Annotated in this window: 16 protein-coding genes and 1 pseudogene; 8 read left to right on the top strand and 9 right to left on the bottom strand. The window is 64.4% G+C overall.

All coding sequences use genetic code 11. The features are described 5' to 3' along the window. From G3574_RS08270 to G3574_RS08255, 4 genes and pseudogenes are all read left to right on the top strand, one after another. Window positions 1-422: pseudogene (locus G3574_RS08270) on the top strand (TonB-dependent receptor); the annotation flags it as partial. Between the two features lie 69 nt (window positions 423-491). After that, window positions 492-1,445, top strand: a complete 954-nt coding sequence (locus G3574_RS08265) for a beta-propeller fold lactonase family protein (RefSeq protein WP_163961905.1) — start codon at window positions 492-494, stop codon at window positions 1,443-1,445. After that, complete coding sequence (locus G3574_RS08260; RefSeq protein WP_163961903.1) at window positions 1,442-1,978, top strand: cytochrome b; 537 nt, start codon at window positions 1,442-1,444, stop codon at window positions 1,976-1,978. The genes G3574_RS08265 and G3574_RS08260 overlap by 4 nt, the downstream gene beginning before the upstream one ends. 97 nt (window positions 1,979-2,075) lie before the next feature. Continuing rightward, window positions 2,076-4,547, top strand: a complete 2,472-nt coding sequence (locus tag G3574_RS08255) for a TonB-dependent receptor (RefSeq protein WP_163961901.1) — start codon at window positions 2,076-2,078, stop codon at window positions 4,545-4,547. A gap of 87 nt (window positions 4,548-4,634) precedes the next feature. Here the strand turns inward: G3574_RS08255 and G3574_RS08250 are convergent, their stop codons facing one another. The 8 genes from G3574_RS08250 to G3574_RS08215 all read right to left on the bottom strand — a co-directional run bounded on the left by G3574_RS08250 (window position 4,635) and on the right by G3574_RS08215 (window position 15,102). Continuing rightward, a complete protein-coding gene (locus G3574_RS08250) occupies window positions 4,635-6,584 on the bottom strand; it encodes a sigma-54-dependent Fis family transcriptional regulator (protein WP_407941650.1) in 1,950 nt (649 codons plus the stop codon). 473 nt (window positions 6,585-7,057) lie between these two features. Continuing rightward, entirely contained in the window at window positions 7,058-8,314 is a 1,257-nt protein-coding gene (locus G3574_RS08245) for a DUF1501 domain-containing protein (RefSeq protein WP_163961899.1), read from the bottom strand. Window positions 8,315-8,333: 19 nt separating this feature from the next. After that, window positions 8,334-9,899 (bottom strand): DUF1800 domain-containing protein, encoded by a 1,566-nt coding sequence (locus G3574_RS08240; protein ID WP_235953174.1) that lies wholly within the window; start codon window positions 9,897-9,899, stop codon window positions 8,334-8,336. A 157-nt stretch (window positions 9,900-10,056) separates the two neighbouring features. Further along, window positions 10,057-10,311, bottom strand: a complete 255-nt coding sequence (locus G3574_RS08235) for a heavy-metal-associated domain-containing protein (protein ID WP_163961897.1) — start codon at window positions 10,309-10,311, stop codon at window positions 10,057-10,059. Window positions 10,312-10,537: 226 nt separating this feature from the next. Then, window positions 10,538-10,987, bottom strand: coding sequence for a PA2169 family four-helix-bundle protein (locus G3574_RS08230; RefSeq protein WP_163961895.1), 450 nt, complete (start codon window positions 10,985-10,987; stop codon window positions 10,538-10,540). 157 nt (window positions 10,988-11,144) lie between these two features. Beyond that, window positions 11,145-11,786 (bottom strand): carbonic anhydrase, encoded by a 642-nt coding sequence (locus G3574_RS08225; RefSeq protein ID WP_163961894.1) that lies wholly within the window; start codon window positions 11,784-11,786, stop codon window positions 11,145-11,147. Next, complete coding sequence (locus G3574_RS08220) at window positions 11,783-14,506, bottom strand: M16 family metallopeptidase (protein WP_163961893.1); 2,724 nt, start codon at window positions 14,504-14,506, stop codon at window positions 11,783-11,785. The genes G3574_RS08225 and G3574_RS08220 overlap by 4 nt, the downstream gene beginning before the upstream one ends. Window positions 14,507-14,823: 317 nt before the next feature. Further along, on the bottom strand, window positions 14,824-15,102 hold the full coding sequence (locus G3574_RS08215) for a hypothetical protein (RefSeq protein ID WP_163961892.1): 279 nt from the start codon (window positions 15,100-15,102) through the stop codon (window positions 14,824-14,826). Window positions 15,103-15,358: 256 nt separating this feature from the next. Between G3574_RS08215 and G3574_RS08210 the strand changes: the two genes are divergently transcribed. After that, on the top strand, window positions 15,359-16,834 hold the full coding sequence (locus G3574_RS08210) for an ABC transporter permease/substrate-binding protein (protein ID WP_163961891.1): 1,476 nt from the start codon (window positions 15,359-15,361) through the stop codon (window positions 16,832-16,834). 50 nt (window positions 16,835-16,884) lie between these two features. Here G3574_RS08210 and G3574_RS08205 read toward each other — a convergent pair whose 3' ends face one another. Further along, window positions 16,885-17,718: an NAD(P)H-binding protein gene (locus G3574_RS08205; protein WP_163961890.1), complete on the bottom strand. Its 834-nt coding sequence runs from the start codon at window positions 17,716-17,718 to the stop codon at window positions 16,885-16,887. A gap of 134 nt (window positions 17,719-17,852) precedes the next feature. Here G3574_RS08205 and G3574_RS08200 point away from each other — a divergent pair, with 134 nt between their 5' ends. From G3574_RS08200 to G3574_RS08190, 3 genes are all read left to right on the top strand, one after another. Continuing rightward, complete coding sequence (locus G3574_RS08200; protein WP_163961889.1) at window positions 17,853-18,797, top strand: AraC family transcriptional regulator; 945 nt, start codon at window positions 17,853-17,855, stop codon at window positions 18,795-18,797. Between the two features lie 399 nt (window positions 18,798-19,196). Continuing rightward, window positions 19,197-22,040 (top strand): bifunctional diguanylate cyclase/phosphodiesterase, encoded by a 2,844-nt coding sequence (locus G3574_RS08195; protein WP_163961887.1) that lies wholly within the window; start codon window positions 19,197-19,199, stop codon window positions 22,038-22,040. 327 nt (window positions 22,041-22,367) lie between these two features. Then, the gene (locus G3574_RS08190) at window positions 22,368-24,071 is read left to right on the top strand and encodes a GAF domain-containing sensor histidine kinase (protein WP_163961886.1); all 1,704 of its coding nucleotides are present in this window, start codon (window positions 22,368-22,370) and stop codon (window positions 24,069-24,071) included. The last annotated feature ends 12 nt before the right edge of the window (window positions 24,072-24,083 follow it).

Genomic DNA, 24,083 nt, shown 5'->3' with positions numbered 1-24,083 from the left:
CGCAGCTGGCCTATACCTTCCTGGACGCGCGCTTCGACCAGGCGTACACCAGCGGCAGCGGCGCCACGGCGGCGATCGTTGCGGCGGGCAATGCGCTGCCGGGAGCGCCGCGGCACAGCCTGTTCGGACAGGCGCAGGTGAAGGGGCCGGCGGGAATGACGCTGGCGGCGGAGACGCGCATCGAGAGCCGGGCGTACGTGGATGACGTCAACAGCGACGCGGCGGCGGGGTATGCGGTGCTGAACCTGTCGGCGGGCAAGACGTGGCAGGCGGGGGGGGTGCAGTGGCATGCGTTCGGGCGCATCGACAACGTGCTGGACCGGCAGTATGCGGGCTCGGTGATCGTGAACGACAGCAACCGGCGCTTCTTCGAGCCGGCGCCCGGCAGGCGTGTTTTCGTGGGGTTGCGCGCCAGCCTGTGATGCTTGCATCTCCTTAGTGTTCTAAGCCCCGAAGTTTTCCGATCCATGTCGTCCCAGCGGGAGAAACCCATGAAACACTTCGCATCCCTCAGTGCCCTGCTCGCTCTCCCCTTGCTGCTCGCCGCGCATGCGACCCAGGCCGCGCCTTTTGCCTACGTGCCTAACGAACGATCCGGAAGCGTCACGGTGATCGATTGCGAGACGGACGCCGTGGTGGATACCATCGTCACCGGCGGCAAGCCGCGCGGCGTGGCGATCGACCCGCAGGGCAAGGCGCTGTTCGTCAGCGAGCAGGGCAGCAACGCCTTGCTGGTCATCGACCTGGCCACCCGCAAGATCAGCGAAAGGATCGCCTTGCAGGAATCACCGGAAGGCGTCGGCCTGTCGCCAAATGGCGACTGGATCGTGGCGGCGAGCGAGGTCGCGAACAGCGTCAATTTCATCGACGGCGCCACGCGCACGCCGGCATACAGCGTCGTCACGCGCGGCAAGAATCCGGAACATGCGGTGTTCAGTCCGGATGGCAAGTGGCTGTTCGTGAGCGCCGAAGACGCCGACACGCTGGACATCGTCGACGTCGCCGCCCGCAAGCAGATCGATGCCGTCAAGCTGGGCATGCGGCCTCGCGGGATCGGCTTCCTGCCCGACGGCAGCAAGGCCTACGTCGCCGCCGAACTGGCGGGCAAGGTCTACGCCATCGACGTTGCCACCCATGCCGTGCGCGCGGTCATTCCCGCCGGCGCATTTCCCAATGGCGTCGCGGTGCACCCCGATGGCAAGACGGTCTATGTCTCGAACGGCAAGGATGGCAGCGTCAGCGTGATCGATACGGCGCAAGACAGGATCGTCGCAACCATCCCGGTCGGCAAGCGACCCTGGAACATGGCCTTGACGCCGGATGGCGGCAAGCTCTACGTGGCGAATGGCCGAAGCAACGCGGTCACGGTCATCGATACGGCATCGCGCACTCCTTTGCGCGACATTGCCGTGGGCGAGCTTCCCTGGGGAGTGGCGATCAAATGAAACCGCATCCTGAATTGCATTACAGCCGTCCGGCGATTGCCCTGCACTGGATCATGGCCGTGCTGCTGACCGTGCTCATCGCCATGGGCTTGTTCATGGTCGGCCTGCCCAAGCGCACGCCGGCGGTCGGGTTCTACTACAACATGCACAAGTCGCTGGGACTGGTGGCGCTGGCCCTGGTCGTCATCCGGATGGCGTGGCGTTTGCATCGCGCGGCGCCGGCCCTGGAAACAGCGAGCCCCGGCTCGCGCATTGCGGCAAGAGCAACCCACGTGATGATGTATCTCCTGATGCTGTGGGTGCCGGCATGCGGCTTTCTCGCGACCAGTTTCGGCAAGCATCCGGTCAGCTTCTTTGGCTACGCGCTGCCGCGCCTGTTCGCGGAGAACGCCATGCTGCTGGCCCTGTTCCGGCAATTGCACATGCTGTTCGCGTGGGCGCTGCTGTCGCTGATCGCGGTGCACCTGCTCGGGGTGATCTGGCACGTGCGCCTCGAGGGCAGTCGCTTCATCAGGCGAATGCTGCCGGCCTGACTGAATACCGCAGGCCAATCAAGACGAAACCACAGGCACGACGATGAAAACGATACAACGCGCAAGCCCGACGTGCCACCGACGGCGTTGCCGATGCATGACGCCCGCCGCCATTGCGGCGATCGCTACCGCAGGAGCTACGCCGCTCGCGGCGCTGGCCGAAGAATTGTCGGCGCGCCCGGCCCTGCCGGCGATCGTGGTGGTCAGCAGCACGCCGCTGCCTGGCCTCGGTATGCCGCGGGAACAGGTTCCGGGCAACGTCCAGACGCTTGGCAGGACCATCATGGATGACCCCGGCAGCGCCAACCTGCCCGACCTGCTGAACCGGCGTATCGCCAGCGTGATGATCAACGAGATTCAAGGCAATCCCTACCAGCCGGATGTGAGCTATCGCGGATTCATCGCCTCGCCGTTGCTGGGAACGCCGCAAGGCCTGTCCGTGTACATGGATGGCGTTCGGCTCAACCAGCCTTTCGGCGACGTCGTCAGCTGGGACCTGATACCGCGGTCCGCCATTGCTTCCATCACCCTCATGCCGGGCTCGAATCCGCTGTTCGGCCTCAATACGCTCGGTGGCGCGCTCGCCATCCAGACCAAGGATGGCCGGCTGAATGCAGGCACGGCCGTGCAGGGCCTCGCCGGCAGTTTCGGTCGGCAATCGCTCGAATTCGAGCATGGCGGCCACGATGACCTGGGCTTGCACTGGTTCGTTGCCGGCAACGTCTTCAAGGATGGCGGCTGGCGCGAGGAGTCGCCGAGCCGCGTCGGCCAGCTCTTCGGCAAGCTCGGATGGGCTGGCGACAACACCGACCTGGCGCTGACGCTGGCGGCCGCGAATACCGCGCTGACCGGAAACGGCATGCAGGAAAAACGCCTGCTGGACAGGGACTACCATAGCGTCTATACCAAGCCCGACGAGACCCGGAACCGTTCGCTCTTCGTCAATCTCGCCGCCGAACACGGCTTGTCGGACGGCCTTCAGTTTGCCGGCAATGCCTACTACCGGAGGATCAGGACCTCGACATTGAACGGCGACCTCAACGAGGATTCCCTGGACCAGTCCGTCTACCAGGCCAGCGCCGCGGAACGCGCGGCCCTCGCCGGCGCGGGTTATGCCGGCGTGCCATCCAGCGGCGCGAATGCGTCGAATACGCCGTTTCCCTACTTGCGCTGCATCGCCAACGTCCTGCGCAGCGACGAGCCCGCGGAGAAGTGCAACGGCCTCATCAATCGCACTGCATCGACCCAGGAAAACGCCGGCATCGGCGGCCAGTTCACCCTGACGGGAAGGCTTGGAGGGCACAAGAACCAGTTCATCGCCGGCGCCGGTTTTGACGCTAGCCGCATCGCCTTCGGTCAGACGACGCAGTTCGGCTACCTGACGCCGGACCACGGCATCCAGCCCGTCAACTTTTTCGCCGACGGCACCGAGGTTGGAGATGACGGCCGGCCGGTCGATTCCCGCGTCGACCTCATCGGTCGTACGCGCACATGGAGCCTGTACGCCTCCGACACCCTGCATGTCGGCGATGCGCTGCAGCTGACCTTGTCCGGGCGCTACAACCGCACGGCCATCCGCAACGCCGACCAGATCCATCCCGGCGGCGGCAAGGGTTCGCTTGATGGCGATCATCGCTTCGGCCGCTTCAATCCCGCCGCGGGCGCGACATGGACGCTGTCGCCTGCGGTGAACCTCTACCTCGGCTATAACGAAGGCAGCCGCACGCCGACCGCGATAGAACTGGGATGCGCCGATCCGGACAACCCGTGCAAGCTGCCGAACGCCATGGCCGGCGATCCGCCTCTCAAGCAGGTCGTTACCAAGACATGGGAAGCGGGCATGCGCGGCAGGCTCGGCGGGAAGATGCGCTGGAATGCGGGCCTCTTCCGCGCCGACAACATCGACGACATCTTGTTCGTCGCCGACAATGCCGCCGGCTTCGGCTACTTCCGCAACGTCGGCAGGACACGCCGCCAGGGCCTTGAACTCGGCTGGGAAGGAGACGTCGGGCCGGTCGGCCTGTCGGCGAACTATACCTACCTGGATGCGACCTTCCAGAGCAACGAACTGCTCAATGGCAGCGCGAACAGCAGCAAGGATGCGGACGGCAGGATAGCGATTCGGCCGGGAGACCGGCTGCCGCTCATTCCTTCCCACCTGTTCAAGGCCCGGGCAACCTGGCAGGCGTCGTCCGCATGGCAATGGGAACTCGGCATGCTTGCCGTGTCGGGATCGAATGCCCGCGGGAACGAGAACGGCGCACATCAGCCTGATGGCAAGGTCTTCCTTGGTTCGGGACGGTCGCCCGGCTACGCTATCTTCGATCTCGGCGCCAAATATCGGGCGAACACGGCATGGACCTTCTTTGCCCAGGTGAACAACCTGCTGGACCGGCAGTATTCGACCGCCGCGCAGCTTGGCGTTGCCGGATTCACGGGCAGCGGCAGCTTCATCGCGCGGCCGTTCTCAGGCAGCGGAGACAATGCCACCCTGGTCAGCTCGACCTTCCATGCGCCGGGCGCGCCGAGGACGGCGTGGATCGGCGCGCGCTACACCTTCGGGAATTGACGGCGGAGATGCCGGATGGCTTGCACGCCATCCGGACTTGCAGGTGCCGCGCCGGGGATGATGGGGATCAGCCGGCGCAGGTTGCTTTCACTGCTGGCCCTGCAGCTTGCGGTAGATGGTGTTTCGCGAAATGCCAAGGACGCGCGCGGCGGCCGACACATTGCCTCCGTGCGACTGCAGCGTGCGCTGGATCAGCATCAGTTCGGCGTCTTCGAGCGTGCCCCCCGGCATGGCTGCCGGCGCGGCGGCAGGTGCGAATGCCGGCAAGGCTGTCGTTGCGGCCGGCGGCGTCGGCTCGGCAGGCGCCGATGCCGCCATCTGGCGCATGTCGTCGAGGAAGTCTTCGGGCAGGTGTTCCATCCGGATTTCGTTGTCCTCGTCCGTCATGACCATGGCCGTGCGCAACAGGTTGGTGAGCTGGCGGAAGTTTCCCGGCCAGTTGTAGCGCAGGAAGAGCGCCATCACGTCCGGCGCGATGGTGAATCGCCGCCCGCCGTTCTCGGCGGCGAGCAGCTTGGCGACGACGGTCTCGAAATCGGTTCGCTCCCTCACCGGCGGCAGCTTGACCACGAGGCCGTTGAGGCGGTAGTACAGGTCTTCGCGGAATTCGCCGCGCGAGATCATGTCGCGCAGGTTGCGGTGCGTGGCGCAGATCAGCGACACGTTCACCGGGATCGACTTGGCACTGCCGAGCGGCGTGACCATGCGTTCCTGCAGCACGCGGAGAAGGCGTGCCTGCAGGTTGAGAGGCATGTCGCCGATTTCGTCGAGGAAGAGGGTGCCGCCATTCGCATGCAGGATCTTGCCGACGCTGCCTTTCTTGCGCGCGCCGGTGAACGCGCCATCCTCATAGCCGAACAATTCGGATTCGATGAGCGTTTCCGGAATGGATGCGCAATTGACGGCAACGAACGGACCGCCGGCACGCGGCGAGTCGTTGTGGATGGCCTGCGCCAGCAATTCCTTGCCGGTGCCGGTCTCGCCGTTGATGAGGATGGGAATGTCCCGCCCGATGACCTTGGTGAGCTTTCCGATCACTGCGGCCACCTGCGGATCGCCGGTATTCAGGTAACGCAGGCTGGACAGCCGCTGCGAGTCGGCGTCCTGGCGCGCGGAATGCTGTGCCTGCGCGTTGGCGGGGGGAACGAACGCCAGTTCGGCACCGGCGACCAGCTTGTTGCTCAGGCGTATCGACGCCCGTGCGTAGATTTTGACGCCGCTGGGCAGGCACATCTGCAGCACTTGCGGCGCCGCCGTGCGGTAATGATCGTACAAGGCGGAGACGCCCATGCCGAACAGCGAATTCAGGGTATGCGTGAACAGTGCCTGCGGCGGCAGGCCGATCTGGAACATCGCGCTGCGGTTGGCCGCCATGAAGCGTCCGCCCGGCGTGAAGGTGACGATGCCCTCCATGAGCGTGCCGATGAATTCGGGCCGGGTATGGAAGTGCAGGGTGATGCCGTCTTCGCAGGATGCCGCGAACAGCTGGTTCTCGATCATCTGCGCCGACATGCGCACCAGCGCCATCGTGTGCCGGTGAAAGCTGTTGCAGTCGCCCGTTACGTCGAGCACGCCGATCACCTTGCCCGACGGGTTGAAGATCGGCGCGGCGGAGCAGGTGAGGATATGGTTCGCGCGCAGGTAATGTTCATCCGCATGGACGAGCGTGGGCGTGGCATCCGCGATGGCGGTGCCGATCGCGTTGGTGCCGCGGCGCTGCTCCGACCAGGTGACGCCGCGCGTCAGCGCGACGCGGTTGGCCTTCTCCAGGAAATCGTCGTCGCCCAGGGTGTGCATGATCACCCCCTGCGCGTCGGTCAGGATCACCATGTTGTTGGTGTTGACGATCTGCTCGTAGAGGTTTTCCATGACCGGCAGGGCATAGGCGTGCAGCAGCCGGTTTTGCTCGATGACCACCGTGAGGTCGGCGTGGTTCATCGGACAGAAATCGGGATTGTCTTTGGCATCGAGGCCGTAGGAGGCCGAGCGCTCGTGTGATTTTTCTACCATGGTCCGCTGCATGACAGCAGAATCCATGCCTATTGCCCCCGCAACGTTGCGCTGGGTGCCCGTTGCCACGAGCAGTTTGTCTCCAATGCTTTCCACGATCTCTCCTCGTGTTGGCCGACCTTGGTCCGAGTGCGACAGGACTGCTCCATTTCGTGACAGTGTGTCAGCATGGAACACTTCGCCAGGGCGTTGCAGGATATTTTTCCTGCTTTTCGTGGTGCGTCAGCCGGGTTCTTCGTGCGGCCATCGGTGGCCGCCTCGGATTATCATACCTGTGTTTTATTCCCATCCGACGAATTCATCAGATCCAAATCGCGCCGAATGCGGCGGATGGCAACATCCGTTTCAGAATGAGACGGTTTTTGAAGGTATGCAAGTTCCGTTCCGGATTGTGGGAAGCTGGAATCCGTGAATATGAGTGAACTACTTTTACTGATTCATGATTGCCGGCAGGGGGCCGCGTCCGTGTCGGGCGCGAATCGCATCTGCCAGCAAGCCTGTCATGCCCTGAACATGCCTCGCAATGCGTTCGAGCCGCCCGGCGCGCCGGGAAACACGTTTGCCGCGGCAGTCTCCTGAACCCGCAAGTGAGAGCGCAGCACCTCCCCCAGCACGTTCCGGTAATCCGTCGTCACCGCCAGGTCGCGCCCCTCGTACAGGCGCGACGGGTGCAGGCCCGGCCACTCGCCGAGGACCCTTCCGCCTGCGAGGGAACCTCCGAGCAGCCACATCACGTTGCCATGCCCGTGATCCGTCCCGCCATTGCCGTTCTCGCGCACCGTGCGCCCGAATTCGGACATCACCACGATGGCTGTGTCGTCGAACAGCGGCCCAAGGCGGCTGGCCAGTTCAGCCAATCCTTGCCCGAGGGGCGCGAGGCGGTTGGCAAGCTGGCCTCTGGCCTTGCCCTGGTTGGCGTGGGTATCCCAGCCGCCGAGCGCCACGAAGGCGAGCCGGATGCTGTCATTGCCGCGCATGAGCCTGGCCAGGTGCGCGGCTTCGGCGGGGAAACCGTTCGGCAGGGGCGCGCCGTTGTCTGCCATCCGCATCTCCTGCTCTGACCCGGCGGCAAGGATCTCCTTGCGGGTCTCGCGGCCTTCGGCATAGGCCCGGCCCAGCCGGTCGTCGCGCCGGTATAGCTGGTCGAACGCCGTTGCCACCGCGGGACGGTCCAGAAGCTCGGGCTTGTTCTTGCCGGCGGCAAAGGCGAGGTTGGTGGCAGGCGCGCTGCCCGACAGGATGCGCGGCAGCACCGGGCCCAGCCCGATGGCGCGCATTGGGCTAGGCTCGCCCGGCAGGAGGGCGGCCAGGCGGTTGAGCCAGCCGTCAGGCGTGGATTTGCGGCCGGGCGTGCCGGATTCGAGATAATCCTGGGCATCGAAATGCGAGCGCGTCGGGTCCGGCGATCCGCTGGCATGCACGAAGGCAAGCTTGCCTTGCTGCCACAAGGGGAAGAGCGGGGACAGCGCGGGGTGCAGGCCGAAATGGCCGTCCAGGTCAAGGAGGCCGTCTTCGGCGCCAGGCGGCGCGAGCGCGATGTTGGGCCTCGCACGCGCGTAATCCGGGTCGCCATGGGGAGCGACGATACTGAGTCCATCCACCGCGCCGCGTAGCATGATCACGACTAGGCGCGGCGTCCTGCCATGCGGCTGATCGTTGCCGGAGCCAGAGGTGGAATAGGCCCACGCCTGCCGCCCGAAGGGAATGGCGAGGCCGCTGGTCAGCGCGAGCGTGCGAAGAAAATGTCGGCGGTTCATGCGTATCTCCTTTCGATGGTCAGTGACGCATGAAATCGGGGCTGCCCAGGACCATCGCGGCCTGGAGGCGCATTGGTTGCCCTGCCAGGGCCTGCCGGGTCGCGGGCGATACCGACGGCCCGAGGGTGCGCAGCAGTTCGTTCGGATCGGCGGGACGCCGGGCCGGAGTGTCGTCAGTCGTCGGGAACGGTTCCATGTCGCCGTCGCGCGCGGCGCGCGGGTTGCGTCCGGAGGCAATCGCGTTGGCGAAGCTGATGCGGCGGCCCAGGGAATCGGGATTGAGCCAAGCCGCCTCGGTGTTCTTGTAGCCGTCGGGAGTCTGGCAACCGTAAAGCGGCATGCCGAGCTGCCTGAGCATGCCAAGCTGCGGCCGCAGGTTGTCCGCCGGAAGGCCGCCGGCGCGCATGGCGGAAACGATGAACTGCATGGGCGTCTTGAACTTCGCGCCTACCGCGGACGGCGACAGGAATTCGGGGCTTGCGAAGAGCGTGCGCAGGACCGGGCGGATCTCGCCGTGCACGGCAAGGTAACGCTGCGCCAGCCGTTCGACCAGCGCCGGCGGCGGATTGTCCTGCACGAAGTATTGCGCCAGCTTGAATGCCAGGTGATGGGCAGTGGCCGGATGCATCGCGAGCACGTCCAGCGCGCGTTCGCCCTCGCCGATGCCGTCCGGCGCGATGGCCTGGCCCAGCCACTGCTTCATGCCGTTGTCGTGGCGGCGGGCGTCGAAGCGGAACGTCGCACCGCCGCGCGCCAGTTCCTGCGGCGTGAAGGACCATCCCGTCAGCATGCGCGCGAGCTCGGTCACGTCGCGCTGTTGGTACCCGCCGTCCACGCCCAGCGTGTGCAGCTCCATCAGCTCGCGTGCATAGTTTTCGTTGAGGCCTTTCGCACGGGCCCTGGCGCCCTGGCCGCGCTCGCCTTGTTCGCGCCTGGGCTGGAAGTCAGGTGAGGTCGAAAGCCAGTTGTCGAGATAGAACAGCATGGCGGGATGCTTGGCCGTGGCGCCGAGAAGGTCGCGGAAATTGCCAAACACATGCGGCCGGATCGCGTCGCGCTCGTAGCTTGCCACGAGGGCGTTGTCGAGTCCCTTGCCGATGAAGACATTGAAATGGTTGAACCAGAAATCCACCATGACTTCTTCGAGCTGGCGCGGGCTCTCGATGGCGCGCAGGAGGCGGGCCTCCGATGTCTGCAGGACGATGTTGCGGGCGGTGAGACGCTGCTTTTCCTTGGCGTCTTCGTCGCCCTTGGCGCTGGCGCGGCGATTGCTCAGGTATTGCGCCAGGGTGTCGCCAACGGATTGTTGTTGCACCGGCAGGGATGCCAGCCTGTCCTGCAGGGCGGCGGGAAGGGGGATAGCCGCCGGCTGGAGCTGCGATTCGATGTAGCGCTCGATGCCCATTCGCTTCACCGCTTCCACGTCACCCGGACGGGGGCCGTAGCCGAGGCGGTTCAGGACGTGCAGGGCTGCGGTGTCCGAGGCGTTGTATGCATCCGGGGTTTCGGCCGCGGCGAACATGGCAACGCCCCACAGCAGGGCGGCGGCAATGATCCTGGCAGTGATCTGGTATAAGGCAGGCATGGGCTAGGCCTCCAACGGTATTCCCGACTCAACGCGCCAGCCCGCTCCCAGTGCACAGGAGCAAGCGATAATCTTGTAAGCGATTGTCGCCCGAAGCTGGAGCTTGCGCTACCCGTTGCTGCCTTGCCAAGGCAGGCCCGGCCTGCCATTGAGTCAATCAGTGACCGCCGCATCCTCCGCAGCAAGAGCCTTCGCGCGCCGCATGGTGGGTCGTGCCGAAGCCGGCGCGGGAGATGACTGCACGCAATTCCTGGGCCGAGGTCACGTCGGCATCGAATTCGACCTGAACATTGTTCGCGGCGGTGGAGATCGCGACCTTGCCGATGCCCGGCACGGTGCTCAAGGCATTTGCCAGCGTGCTGGCGGAAGTCTGGTCGAGGGTGTCGGCAAGCTGGATGAGGACTGAACGCATGATGTTTCCTGTTGAAGACTTGGGTACGCGGGTCGAAACCCGAATTGCACTGTAGCACCTAAGCTCCATCTGAAATGCATGTTTTTGGATTTCCTTGATCCATGTTAGGCGGGGCTTTTTCTCGATGGGAAAACGGGAAATGACAACGCCCCGTGCCGGTGGCACGGGGCGTTGTCGACATCCACCCGGAACGGACTGTCAATGCCAGTCCGACAATCGCAACACGTCAGTGCCCGCGGGCCTGGTTGCGCAGGCTCTTCACCTGGTCGTGGTTCTGCATCACGCCTTGGTACTGGCGTTCGACCAAAGATCGGACTTCGTCAGGCAAGTCCTTGGACAGGGCATTTTCGTAGCTGCGCTTGGCAACGTCTTCGCCGCGCTCGCATTCATTGAGGATGGACTCGTCATCCTTGCCGGTTACCGCCGACTTGATGTCGACCCAGCGGCGGTGCAGCGCCGAGCTGATGCTGGATGAGGTTTCAGGCTTTCCGCCATACTCTTCCACCACATCCTGCAACTCGGCGGCGGCCGTCGAGCAGCGCTGGGCGCGGTTGGTGAAATAGCTCTTGAGTTCCGAATCGGAAATGTTTTCCGCGCAATTGCGGAAGCCTTCCTCGCCATCCTTGCAGGTTTCAATCAGGTCATTCAGGGTCGATACCACATCGCTCTTGTCCATAAGGTTTCCTTTGCAGAAGGGAATCAAACATGCACCGCCGAACGTGGCACATGACTCAATGACAAGACGCCTTTACCGCTGAAAAGTTCTGTGACGGGAGCAGGAACGCCGACATGCATCCATGCATTGCCATGGATGGCATCGTTACCGCGCTTTTTTATGCCGACATTGCCGGCATGCCATCGAAGAATTCGACGATGCCGGTTTCGAGCGAATATTCCGCGCCGACGACGAGCAGCCGGCCTTGCTGGATCCGCTGCTCGAGCATGTCCGATCCATGCCTGAGCTGGTTGGCGGATGCCCGGACGTTCGCACGGACCGCGTGATGCACGAGGGCATCGTGGTCGTTCTTCAGGTCCGTTGCCAGCAAGGCTTCCACCGACGGCCGCACCCGTTCGACGATGGAATGCACGTGGCGGGACTGGCTGCTGCCCGGCGCGCGCATTTCCTCGAGCGTGGCGGTAATCGCGCCGCAGGAGGAATGGCCCAGGACCACGACGAGGGGCGTACCGAAACGCTCGGCGGCAAATTCCACGCTGCCGATCTGGGATGGGGCCACGATGTTGCCGGCGATCCGAATCACGAACAGGTCGCCCAGGCCCTGGTCGAAAATGATCTCCGCCGGCACGCGGGAATCCGAGCAGCCGAGGATGATCGCAAACGGCGCCTGGCCATTGACCAGTTCACTGCGGCGTGCATGGCTGATCGGCGCCTGGTTCGCGACGTTGTCATCGACGAAACGGCGATTGCCTTCCTTGAGGCGCCCGAGCGCCTCCACTGCCTCCTGGCACGGGATCATTCCTTCTTCTCCTTGCTCTTGTCCGACGCGATGGCGGCGCTCATCCGGGCGGGATTGATGTATTTGCGGAATGCCGCATTGACCTGCTCCAGCGACAGCGCGCCGATGTGTTGTTCGAACTGCTTGCTCCAGTCGAAGGTGCGGTTGAGATAAACGAAGCCGTTCCATTGGCGCGCCACCGAGCCGTTCTGCGACCGCGCCTGCGTCGCCTGCTGCACGATCGCGGATTTGGCCTGGGCGAGTTCGTTCGCCGTGAACCCGCTGGCTAGGGTGGCGTTGAGTTCCTCGCGCACCGCCGCGTCGAGTCGGGCGATGTTCTGCGGCGCGGCGGAGGCGGAAATGAAGAAGCTGCTGGCGTTGTCGAGCGCGCCAACCGACAGCGACGATCCGGCGCCGTAGGACAATCCTTCCTTCTGGCGCACGCGACGCATCAGGCGCGAGTCCATGCCGCTGCCGCCGCCGAAGATGTAGTTGGCGACGTACAGGGCGGGGTAGTCCGGGTCGTCATCACGCATCGGCAGGGTCATGCCCGTCAGGTAGGACGCGCTTTCCTTGTCCGGCGTGTCGATCGCCAGACGTGCCGGGGGAATGTCGAAATAGCTGCGCAGCACCGGCTTGTGCGGCGCGCCTTTCCACGAACCGAAGGCATCGGCAACGACAGACTTCACGGCGGCGGGATCGAAGTCCCCGACCAGGCTGATCTCCGCCAGCGAGGCGCCGTAGAACTCCTTGTGATAGGCCTTGACCTCATCGAGCGTAACCGCGCGGATCGCGGCCAGCGATTCATCCAGCGTCATGGCGGCGCGCCAGTCTCCCTTGGGATAGCGGTTGAAATGCTGGGAAATGGCCTGGCCCGCCAGCGCGGAGGGCTCGTTGCGCTGGGCTTCGATGCGGGAAATCATCTGGTTGCGCAACTGTTCGAATTCGCTTTCGGGGAAGCTGGGTTCCTTCATCACCGATGCCGCCAGCCTGATGGCATCGATGAGGTTTTCGCGCGTCGTCTCGAACACGAAGGGCGAGCCGCTCATCTTGAGCTTGCTGAATTCGTCGGCAAGCTGGGCGCGGGTAAGCCTGGTCGTGCCGCGCGCGAGCATGGCCTCGGTCATGTCGGCGACGGTGCGCTTGCCGAACAGGCTCTTTTCATCGCCCCAGTGCAGGGAGATGGCGACGTTGACCGTCTGTCCGCGCGTCTTCTTCTGCAGCAGTGACAGGTCCACGCCGCCCACCTTCGTGTGTTCGGTGCGGCGGTTGATGTTGTCGGGCGACGGGTCGAACGCCTCGGCGACGAAGGTTTCCTGTTTCGGCTTGAAGTCCTTCATCACCTCGGCCAGCGTCGGCGCCGCAGGAATGTCGGCGCGCTGGGGCTGGTCTTCGGGAATGAACAGCCCGACGGTGCGGTTGTCGCGCCGGAAGTAGCGGCGGGCGACATCGGCGACCTGTTCCGATGTGATGGCAGGCAGCTTGTCGCGGCCCACGAACAGCAAACGCCAGTCGCCCAGGGCAATGACTTCGGACATGCCGACGCCGATGCGCTCATGGTCGTTGAGCGTGCGTTCGATGGCGTTCGCCGCGTCCCGGCGAACGCGTTCGACTTCCTCCTTCGTCGGCGGCGTCGTGTAAAACGATTCGACGGCCGCCACCAGCGCATCCCTGACCGGATCGAGCGGCTGGTCCTTCTTCACCACGGCGCCGATGATCTGCAGCCCGGGATTGAGCGCCGCGCGGCCGATCTGGAATACCTGCACCGCCTTGCCGGACTCCACAAGCTGCTTGTGCAGTCGCCCGTTGGGCGTGTCGGCCAGGATGGCGGCGGCGAACCCGAGGGCGTCGCTGTCATCATGCAGGGACGATGGCACGTGGTACGCCAGTTCCACCACTTGCACGTCGCCCTTGCGGCGCACGGTGAAATAACGCTCGCCATCCTGCGTCGGCTCCACCGTCCAGATCGCGGGAAGGGTGCGCTTCGGCGCCGGGATGGCGCCGAAGGCTTCGTTGATCCACTTGAGCGCGCGCGCCGGCTCGAACCTGCCGGCCACCAGCAGCACCGCGTTATCGGGCTGGTAGTAGGTGCGGTAGAAGGCCTGCAGGTTTTCGATGCGCACGTTCTCGATGTCGCTGCGGTTGCCGATGGTGGCATTGCCATAGTTGTGCCAGTCGAAGGCGACGCTGTGGAGGCGCTTGAACAGCACGTTGTAGGGTGAATTTTCGCCTAGCTCGTATTCGTTGCGCACGACCGTCATCTCGGAGTCGAGGTCCTTCTTGGCGATGAAGGAGTTGACCATGCGGTCCGCTTCCATCCCGATCGCCCACTTCAGGTTGTCGTCGGATGCCTGGAACAGTTCGAAGTAGTTCGTGCGGTCCAGCGACGTGGTGCCATTGAAGCGCATGCCGCGGCGGTTGAAGTCGCCGGGAATGTTGGCATGCCTGGGCGTGCCTTTGAACAGCAGGTGTTCCAGCAGGTGCGCCATGCCGGTTTCGCCGTAGTTCTCCTGCCGCGATCCGACGAGGTAGGTGATGTTGACTACCGCGGTCGGCTTGGAAATGTCCGGATACAGCAGCACCTTCAAGCCGTTGGCCAACCGGTATTCGGTGATCCCCTCGACCGAGCTGACCTGGGTGATTCCCCTGGGCAGGGACTGCGCCGCGGCAGGCCCGGGCATGAAACCCAGTACGATGCTCAGGGCAAGAAGGGGCGCGAAGCGGTTCCACCAGCGAAACATGGGCTGTTCCTTTTCTCAGAATGGCAGGTTGGGTTCCAATGGTACATGCTGTCGCCCAACCGGTCTTGGCCTGGCGGCAAGGGCGGGAGACACCGGCGGGAAGAGGGCGGGCTTGCTCGGGCGAGCACGGGCGCCATCAAGCGAGACATTTCCCGCCAGAATGACGAAGCTTAACCTCGTTGTGTTGGTGCGAACCATGAGCCGGCGCAATGCGGCTGCATAAAGTCAGGAATTGGTTTGTGCGGACAAGCGCAAACGAAAACACGCCGCGGTGCGCAGGCACGGCGGCGTGTTTCGGGAGGGAATGTTTTGCCTGGTTACTTGGTGGCGGCGGGAGCGCTGGCTGCGGGTGCCGGAGCCGCGGGTGTTGCAGTTGCTGCGGTTGTGGAAGATGCGGATGCCGCCTTGGCCTTCTTGGCGCGGCGCTTGTGATGATGTTTCTTGGCGCTTGCGGTCTTAGCGGTCGCTGCCGGAGCGGCAGGAGTTGCGGCAGCAGCGGGAGCGGCAGGAGCGGCCGGCGTTGCGGGTGCGGCGTTCTGGGCGCTGGCGATACCGGCGAAGGCGAAGAGGGCAGCGATGAGAAGGGTCTTTTTCATGGTCGGGTCCTTGAGGTGAGAGTATTGGTCGTCGACGGTCAGGGTTTGTCTTCGAGGCAGAAGATTTTTCTCTCCTGTTACCGACCTTAACGAGCGGAAATAGCCACGGTTGGCAAGGGTTGCAACTCGTTACAATGTCGGTGCGCCATCAAGGTCATCGTTACCGGTTCGCGGAAGACACGGGCGGCTGTCGGAACATCAAAAGAGAGGGCAGGGCATGGGAAGGCAATGGAAGCGGTTGGCAGCGGCACTCCGCATGGCATGCGCGCTTTGCCTAGCATGCCTGGCCGTTTCGACGTCCTGGGCAGACGGCGATGGAAGCGGCGCTCCCCTTCGCATCGGGTCCAAGCGCTTCACCGAATCCTACATACTTGGCGAAATCCTGCGGCAAGCCGTGGCGGACGCGGCGCCGGCTGAACACCGCCAGGGACTGGGCAACACCGCCATCGTCTTCGAGGCGCTGAAAGCGGGAGAGATCGATGTATATCCCGAGTACACCGGCACCATCGCGAAGGAAATCATGAAGCGCGAACGGGCCTCGCTGGAAGACATGAACCGCTTCCTGGCGCAGTGGGGAATCGGTGCCTCGGTGCCGCTCGGGTTCTCCAATGGCTACGGCCTGGCCATGCGCGGCGATGCGAGCCTGATCCGGCTCGGCGAACTTGCCGGCAAGCCGTCATTGCGCTTCGGCCTCAGCCACGAGTTTCTCGGCCGCGCGGACGGCTGGCCCGGCCTGGCGGCGCGCTACCGCCTGCCGCAGAGGCCGATCGGACTGGACCACGGGCTGGCGTATGAAGCCCTGGCCGCCGGCCAGGTCGACGTCATCGACATCTACACGACCGATGCGAAGATCGCGCGCCATGCCTTGCGCGTCCTCGAGGACGATGCAGGCTATTTCCCGAGCTACGATGCGGTCCTGCTGTACCGGCTCGACCTGCCGGCGCGCTACCCCCGCGCCTGGCAACGCATCCGCGCGCTGGAAGGAAAGATCAGCCAGCCGGCAATGATCGCCATGAATGCCGGCGCCGAAATCGAGGGCAGGTCGTTTTCCGACATCGCGCGCCGCTTCCTGCAGGGCGACGCCGGACCGCAGCCAGGCCATGCCGCGCCGGGACTTCTGCCCAAGCTGATCGGCGACGACTTCTGGCGGCTGTGCCGGCAGCATCTCTTCCTTGTCCTCCTCTCGGTCACGATCGCCGCCATGGCGGGCATACCGCTCGGCATGCTGGCGGCCTTCCGTCCCGGCCTGCGGCAATGGGTGATGGGCCTGGTCGGCGTGTTGCAGACGATTCCATCGCTGGCTCTCCTGGCCATGCTGATTCCCCTGCTTGGCCGCATCGGCGCGGTGCCGGCCCTGGTGGCCTTGTCGCTCTACGCCCTGCTGCCTGTGGTGCGGAATACCTGTACCGGCATGGAGCAGGTCAGCCCCGGCCTGCGCATGGCGGCGCTCGCGCTCGGCATGCGGTCGCGCCAGCGCCTGCTGCATATCGACCTTCCGCTGGCCATGCCGGTGATCCTTGCCGGCATCAAGACGGCGGCGACGATGAGCGTCGGCACCGCGACCATCGCCGCGTTCATCGGCGCAGGCGGCTTTGGCGAACGCATCGCCACCGGCCTGGCCCTGAACGACAATGACATGCTGTTGGCGGGGGCGATCCCGGCCGCGGTGCTGGCGCTGGCCGTGCAGGGCGGCTTCGAGCTGCTGGAAAGGCGGCTGTTCCGCCGCCATTGAGGTAATCGCTGCTGCGATGGCGGCGTGTGCCAGCGCCGGGGGCAGCCTGGTTACAGCCAGGCGTCGCGGTAGTCGAGGACGTATTGCGCGAAGCGGATCGGCTCGCGGCCGATGATTTCCCGCACGGCGTCCGTCCTGCGCTCGGCCGCGCCCTGCTTGAGGAAGCCGAGGATCATGACCAGGAAGCGCGCGTAATCGCCAGGCACGCCGGCATGCAACAGCTTGTCCAGCATTTCGTCCGCGCCGATGTCCTGGAAGCGCACTGGCCGGCCAGTCGCTTCCGTGATCTGCGCCGCCGCTTGCGCGTGGGTCAGCGACTCGCCGCCGGTGAGGTCGAAGTCGCGATTGTCGAACGTGTGGTCATCCAGAAGGACGGCGGCGACCGCGGCGATGTCGCGCGCATCGATGAAGCTGGTCCTGGCGTCGCCTACTGGCAATGCGATCGTGTCCGCCTCGCGGATTCCCTGCAGCCAGAAGGTGTTGAAGTTTTGCATGAACCAGTTGGGGCGGATGATGTTGTAGGCCAGACCCGAGCCTTCCAGCTGGCGCTCGGCCAGGCGCAAGGGAGCGTCTTCCACGGCATTCGCGCCCATCGCGCTCATCAGCACGACCTTCTCGAGGCGCGCCTCGCGGGCCTGGCTGATGAGGCGGCCGAGCAATTCATGCTGGTTGGTGTGCCCCGGCGGGGCCAGGAAGAATGCCTTGTCGATGCCCGCGAAGGCCTCGGCGATGCCCTTGCCGGTCACCAGGTCGACCTGCGCCTGGTCGGCCTGCGGTGCGCTTTGGCTGGTCGCCCGCACGACCGAGTGGCCCTTCGCGCGCAGGTTTGAAGTGAGTTCGCTGCCAACCGTGCCGCTGGCGCCAATGACGAGAATGTTGCTCATGCTGTCCTCCGTTGAAAAGTTGATGGTCGAATCTTAGTCGCGGGGAGGAAGATGGATAATGGCTTTTCGTCGATTTTCCATGTCTGATCGTATAAATCGTTGGACGCCGGACGGCTGGTGCTTATAATGCGGCCATGGATCTACTAGTCGATGTCTTGCGCCATGCCGGCATGCAGCGCCGGGTCTTGCATCAGCGCGTGCTGAGCGCCGCGGCCGCGCTCGAGTTTCCTTGCGAGAAAAGCTTCGGCTTCCACGTGATCACGCAAGGCCGTGTGTTCTTGCATTCGCCGGCCATGCCGGCGCCCGTCGAACTCAGGAAGGGCGATGTCGCGCTCATGGCGCGCGGCTGCCGCCATGTCGTGGCATCCGAGGCGGTCCTTCCCGGGATGGTCCTGACGATGGGGGCCGATGGCCGGCATGCCGGCGCGGGCGACGCGGCCCAGGGAGAATCCCGGTCGGCCATGGTGAGCGGCGCTTACCAGGTCTGGAACACGCCGGTGCATCCGTTCTTTAGCGAACTGCCGCCGTGGTACGTGCTGCGGGCGGACGAGGCGGGGCCGATCGACCAGATCGAGCTCGCGGTGAAATTGCTGGCCCACGAAGTCGCGCGGCCGGAGGTGGGCTCGGAAACCGTCACCCAGGCGCTGCTCGACATCATCTTTACCCAGATCATCCGCAAGATCCTGTCGCGCGGCGATGGCATGCCCCAGTCATGGGGCGGTGCCCTGCAGAATGCCCAGATCCGGGCCGCGCTCGAACTGATGCACGGCGATTGCGCGCACGAGTGGACACTCGAGGAACTGGCGCGCCGGGTCGGCCTGTCGCGTGCCGGCTTCGCGCAGAAATTCAAGCTGGCGCTGGGCACGCCCCCGCTGCAGTACCTGACCACCTTGCGCGTGCAGAAAGCCATGGACCTGCTTTCCAACACCGGCGACAAGCTGGAGGCCGTCTCGCAGGCCGTGGGATACCGCGACGCATTCAGCTTTTCCAAGGCCTTCAAGAAGCTCACCGGCATCCCGCCCAAGGAATTCCGGCTGCGCGACCATCGCGAAAAAGGAGATGCCTGGCGCTTCCAGTGAATCGCCGGATGCCGATGCCGACCGGGAAGCTCAAGGCGTGAGGCTGCAGGTCCCGGGCGAGCCGCCACCGCATGCCAGGACGCATTTTGCCGGCCTGGCTAAACGATTCGGCGTTTCTCTTGTCGAAAATCCGTGATCGGAGCCGAAGTCGCATCCATGCTGCAACCCGCGGTCCGCCGCCTGGACATGACGATGCCTTTTGGTCGATGCGCGATATATGGGTAATGGTTCCATCCCGGCGCCCGCCAGCGGATCCGCGATGGTCGGGCGAACCGCCTCCAACAGACAAGCTGCGCGATTTTTCCCATCCTGATGAATTCCGTGTCCGGCCCAAACAGAAAGGCTGCTTCGCGCCGCGCCGAGGCAAGGCAGTCCTGCGTCATGAAGATGCTGGAGCAAATGGAAGCACCCATCGCCCTGATCAATCCGGAAGGGCGCGGGGAGTACGCCAATCCGGCATTGCTGCACCTGCTCGATTGCAGCGCTGCCGAATTCGCCAGCATCGACTTTCATCACCTCGTGCATTTCGATGCGCCGGAGTGCCCCCTGTGCCAGGGCCAACCTTGCAAGCTGGAAAAGATGCTGCAGCATCCGGGCGCGCATCCGCAGCAGCTCGAAACCGTCATCTGCCGCCATCGCAAGGGGCCGGTCATCGTGCGCTGCCGCGTCAGCAGGCTGAGCGCGGGCGGGCGACGCGGCAGCATGCTCGAGCTCACCGATCTCACCCGGGAGCGCCAGCAGGTCATCGCCCGGCAGCGTGACGAACTCGGCTATCGTTTCGCCGCGCAGTCAGCGCGGATAGGCAGCTGGCTGCGGGATTTTCGGACCGACACGGTCAGCGTCTGCGCGATCGCCGCCGACATCCTCGGCCTGCCGGCGGAGCGCGCGGTCCTGTCGAGCCAGGAGTGGCGGAACCTCATTCCACCCGACGACCTGCCGGAACTCGAGGCGCTCATCCTGAAGGACGCCGCGGACCAGAGCGGCAATGCGTTTGCCTTCGAGCACCGGATCATGCGCGGCGGCGAGATAAGATGGGTCGCGTCCCATGGCGAGGCCGTGCGCGACGGCGAAGGCAGCCTGATCAGCATGGTCGGCATGACACTGGATATCAGCGACCGGAAAAAGGTCGAGGAGGCGCTGCGCGCCAGCGAGTCGCGCTACCGCATGCTGGCGGAAATGAGCCCCGCAGGCCTGCTGGTGCTGGTCGGCGAGCGCTTCGTCTACGCAAACCAGCAGGCGGCCGCCATCCTCGGCATGGCCGCGCCCGCGCAGCTGGTCGGCAAGCGCTGGCAGACCGTGGTCCATGAGCCGCACCATGACCGGGTCAGGCAGCGTTTCGACGAAGTCGCCGCGCATGGCCGCACGCCGGTGGCCGAGCTGGAAATGGTCGGCAGCGGCGGCGGGCTCGTCTGGATCCATTCCAGCACCGCGCGCATCACATGGGAAGGGCAGGATGCCATCCAGATCGTCATGCGCGATGTAACGGAAGAACGCAGGCTGCAAGAGCAGCTGCGGATATTGAACGAGCGCTTCAACTTCGCGCTGGAGAGCATCGGCGAGGCGGTCTGGGACTGGGACATCGACCATCACCGCTACACCCTCGTCGGCGGACTCAAGCGCCTCCTGGGATGGGATGACGAACGCAGCAACCGCCCGGAAGCCGAGTGGTACACCATCATCCATCCCGATGACATCCACCGGGTGTACAAGAGCCTGCAGGCATGCATCGACGGCGAGACGCCGACCTACCAGTGCGAATTCCGGATGCGGGCGCAGGACGATGCATGGCGCTGGGTCCTGTCGCGCGGCGTGATCGTCTCCCGCGACGGCGACGGCCAGCCGACGGCGATGACGGGCACGCTGACCGACATCACCCTGCGCAAGGAAGCCGACGAACTGACCTGGCGCCACGCCAACCTCGACGCCCTCACGGGGCTGCCGAACCGGCGCCTCTACCAAGAAAGGCTCAACCACGAAATCTACAAGGCGCAACGCTCCGCCCGCCCGCTGGCCCTGCTGTTCATCGACCTCGACCGCTTCAAGCAGGTCAACGACTGGCTCGGACACGGCGCCGGCGACCAGCTCCTGATGGAAGCAGCGCACCGTATCTGCAGCGCCGTGCGCAAGAGCGATACCGTTGCCCGGCTCGGCGGCGACGAGTTCAACGTCCTGCTCGTCGACATGGACAACCCGGCCCATGTCGAGGGCGTCTGCCAGAAGATCCTGGATTCACTCGCGGCGCCGTTCGTGCTTGGGGAAGACACCGTGCAGATCTCGGGCAGCATCGGCGTCGCCATCTATCCGGACGATGCGGGCACACCGGAAGAGTTGATGCGGAAGGCGGACCAGGCGATGTATGCGGCCAAGCAGTCCGGCAAGCAGCAATTCACTTACTTCACCCGCGCCCTCGACGAAAGCGCCCACCGCCGGCTGCAGATCACCACCGAACTGCGGCGTGCGCTCGATGCGGATGACCAGCTGAAGGTGTATTTCCAGCCCATCGTGCGCCTCGACGATGGCGGCATACGGAAAGCGGAGGCTTTGCTGCGCTGGCATCATCCCTGGCTGGGGGAGGTCGAGCCGTCGATATTCATTCCGCTGGCGGAGGAAGCGGGCCTGATCGGCGCCATCGGCGACTGGGTGCTGGAACAGGCCGTCGAACATTCCCGCCTTTGGCAAAGCCGCAACGGCACGCAGATCCAGATCAGCATCAACCAGTCGCCGACGCAGTTTGCCGTGCGCAGGGCGCGAACCGACCGGGTCATGGAAATCGTTGCCAAGGGACATGCCGCCGGAAACATTGCCATCGAAATAACGGAAGGCGTGCTGCTGGATGACTCGCCTGAACTGAAGGAAAGGCTGCTGCATTACCGTGATGCGGGCATACAAGTGTCGATAGACGATTTCGGCACCGGCTATTCCTCGATGGCTTACCTGAAGAAATTCGACATCGACTACCTGAAGATCGACCAGTCTTTCGTGCGGGACATTCATACCAACGCGGTCAACCGTACCATCGCCGAAACCATCATCGTGATGGCGCACAAGCTGGGCATGGAAGTCATTGCCGAAGGAATCGAAACCGAGGAGCAGCGCGCCTGCCTGGTAGCGGCCGGCTGCGACTATGGCCAAGGCTTCCTGTTCGCGCCTCCCGTTCCTGCGCATGCATTTGAATTGCTACTGCAAAACGCGGCCTTGCCGACCGCCGTTCCGATTCCCCTGCGCGCAACGAAAATGCATTGATGCATCGAAACGTTGCATCCTGTTTGCAGGTCCGTACGGGAAATTTCACCAATGCAAATTAGTTTGCGTGCAATTGAATGATGGAAAACATTTATTTGCACACGTGGCCGGTTCGCCATGACAAATCTGATCCAGATCAAGTTATGCTGGATACTATGTTACTTACTATTACAAGAAGCTAAAAACCACCGTCCTTGCCAACCCGCGCAAGCCATGTGAAATGCGGTATGGACGAGGTTTTCGCGCTGTCAGCCACGCTGACCATGCCGCCAAGGCGGTGAAACAAGACAAACGAAGGCGTATCAAGTGGTCAATCAGGGTCGGCTTATGCCAGATACGTCAACAGGATCGACGCTGGCTTGCGAGTGTGTCGATGGCGAGCGCACGTTGCCCGCCATGCGAGCCAGCCAGTCGGACACGGCAATGGTGGGCATGATGCGCCTTGTGCTTGCCACCTCGATGCTGATGTCGGTCATCCTCGACAAGACGCCCGACGCCGCGGCCGATTGGCAACGCGCCGTCTGCGCGGGATACGTGGCGCATGCCGCGGCGCTTTGCCTGCTCGCGCAGTTCAACCGTCCGCTGGTGCAGCACCGCGTGGTGCATTGGTTTGATGTCGCGTGGTTTGCCCTCATCGTTGGCATTACCGGCGGCGCGCAGAGCTTCTTTTTCCTGGCCTTCCTGTTCGCGATCCTCACCTCGTCGTTTCGCTGGGGATTCGAAGAGGGCGGCCGCATCACCATCGCGTCCACGGTGCTGTTCGCCCTGCCGACCCTGCTGCTCGGCGCCGAGCCCGATTACCCGAGCATCCTCATGCGCTCGGCCTTCCTGCTGGTGCTCGGCTACATGAGTGCCTATTGGGGCGAGACCAAGCTGGAACTCAGGCGCCAGCTGGCGCTGCTGCGCGACGTCAGCCAGCTTTCCAACCCCCGCTTCGGCGTTGACCAGACGCTCGACACGGTGCTCGCCAGGACGAGGGCATTCTTCCAGGGCAGTTCCTGCATGCTCGTGGTGAATGACCGGAATGATGGCGCCTGCTCGCTGCGCACCGTGAAGGAAGCGCAGGGCGGGCGGCCATGCGCACAGCAGCTCGACGCGCCTGCCGGCGCGCCGCTTCTCGCGCCGGTGGACGGCATGCTGGTGTATTCCACGTCCTGGCTGCGCGCCCGGCTCGGCATGCCCGGATCGGCCTTCATCCAAGACGCGCATACCGGCAAGTGGACGGCATCCGATGACGCCGCCGTGCAGCATCTCGCGGACCTGCTCGACGCGCGAGACTACATGTGCGTGCCCGTCGCCATGCGGCGCGGCGCGGGAAGGCTGTACGTCACGGGCGGCGGGCGTCATTTCGGCAAGGCCGACGTTTCGTTCCTGGCCCATATCGCCGCGCAGGCGTTCCCGGTCATCGAGAACATCGAGCTCGTGGACCACATGGCGACGGAGGCGGCCATGCAGGAACGCAAGAAGATCGCGCTCGACCTGCATGACACCGCGATCCAGCCCTACGTCGGCCTGAGGCTGGGACTCAATGCCCTGCGCCGCAAGGCGACGCCCGACAATCCCCTGATCGAGGATATCGACCGGCTGGCCCGGATGGCCGCCGAACGCGTCGACGACCTGCGCCGGTATGCCGGCGGCGTCAGCGGCCCGGCGGCCTGCGAGCAATCCGCCCTGTCCGCGGCGCTGCATCGCCATGCCGCCCAGATCAAGCGGTTCTATGGCATCGACATCGCCATCCAGGTCGACGGCGACCTGAAGATCAGCGACCGGCTCGCGGCGCAGGCCTTGCAGCTTGTCAGCGAAGGCCTGAGCAACATCTGCAAGCATACCGCCGCGCAGCGCGGACGGATAAGCCTGCGCTGCCTGGATGGCTGGCTGCGCATCGGCATCGAGAACGACGGCGCCGGGCGCGAAGCCAAGCCTTTCGTGCCACGCTCGATCACCGAGCGCGCGGCGGTGCTGGGCGGGAACGCCAGCGTCACGCAAGGTCCGGACGGCGCAGCTGCCGTACAGGTCGACATTCCCATCTGAAAAGAAGGAAGA

Origin of the sequence: Noviherbaspirillum galbum, assembly GCF_010974945.1 — a bacterium.
Classification (GTDB): Bacteria; Pseudomonadota; Gammaproteobacteria; order Burkholderiales; family Burkholderiaceae_D; genus Noviherbaspirillum; species Noviherbaspirillum galbum.
The sequence above is the reverse complement of the archived record's forward strand: the minus strand, read 5'-3'. Positions and strand labels throughout refer to the sequence as shown.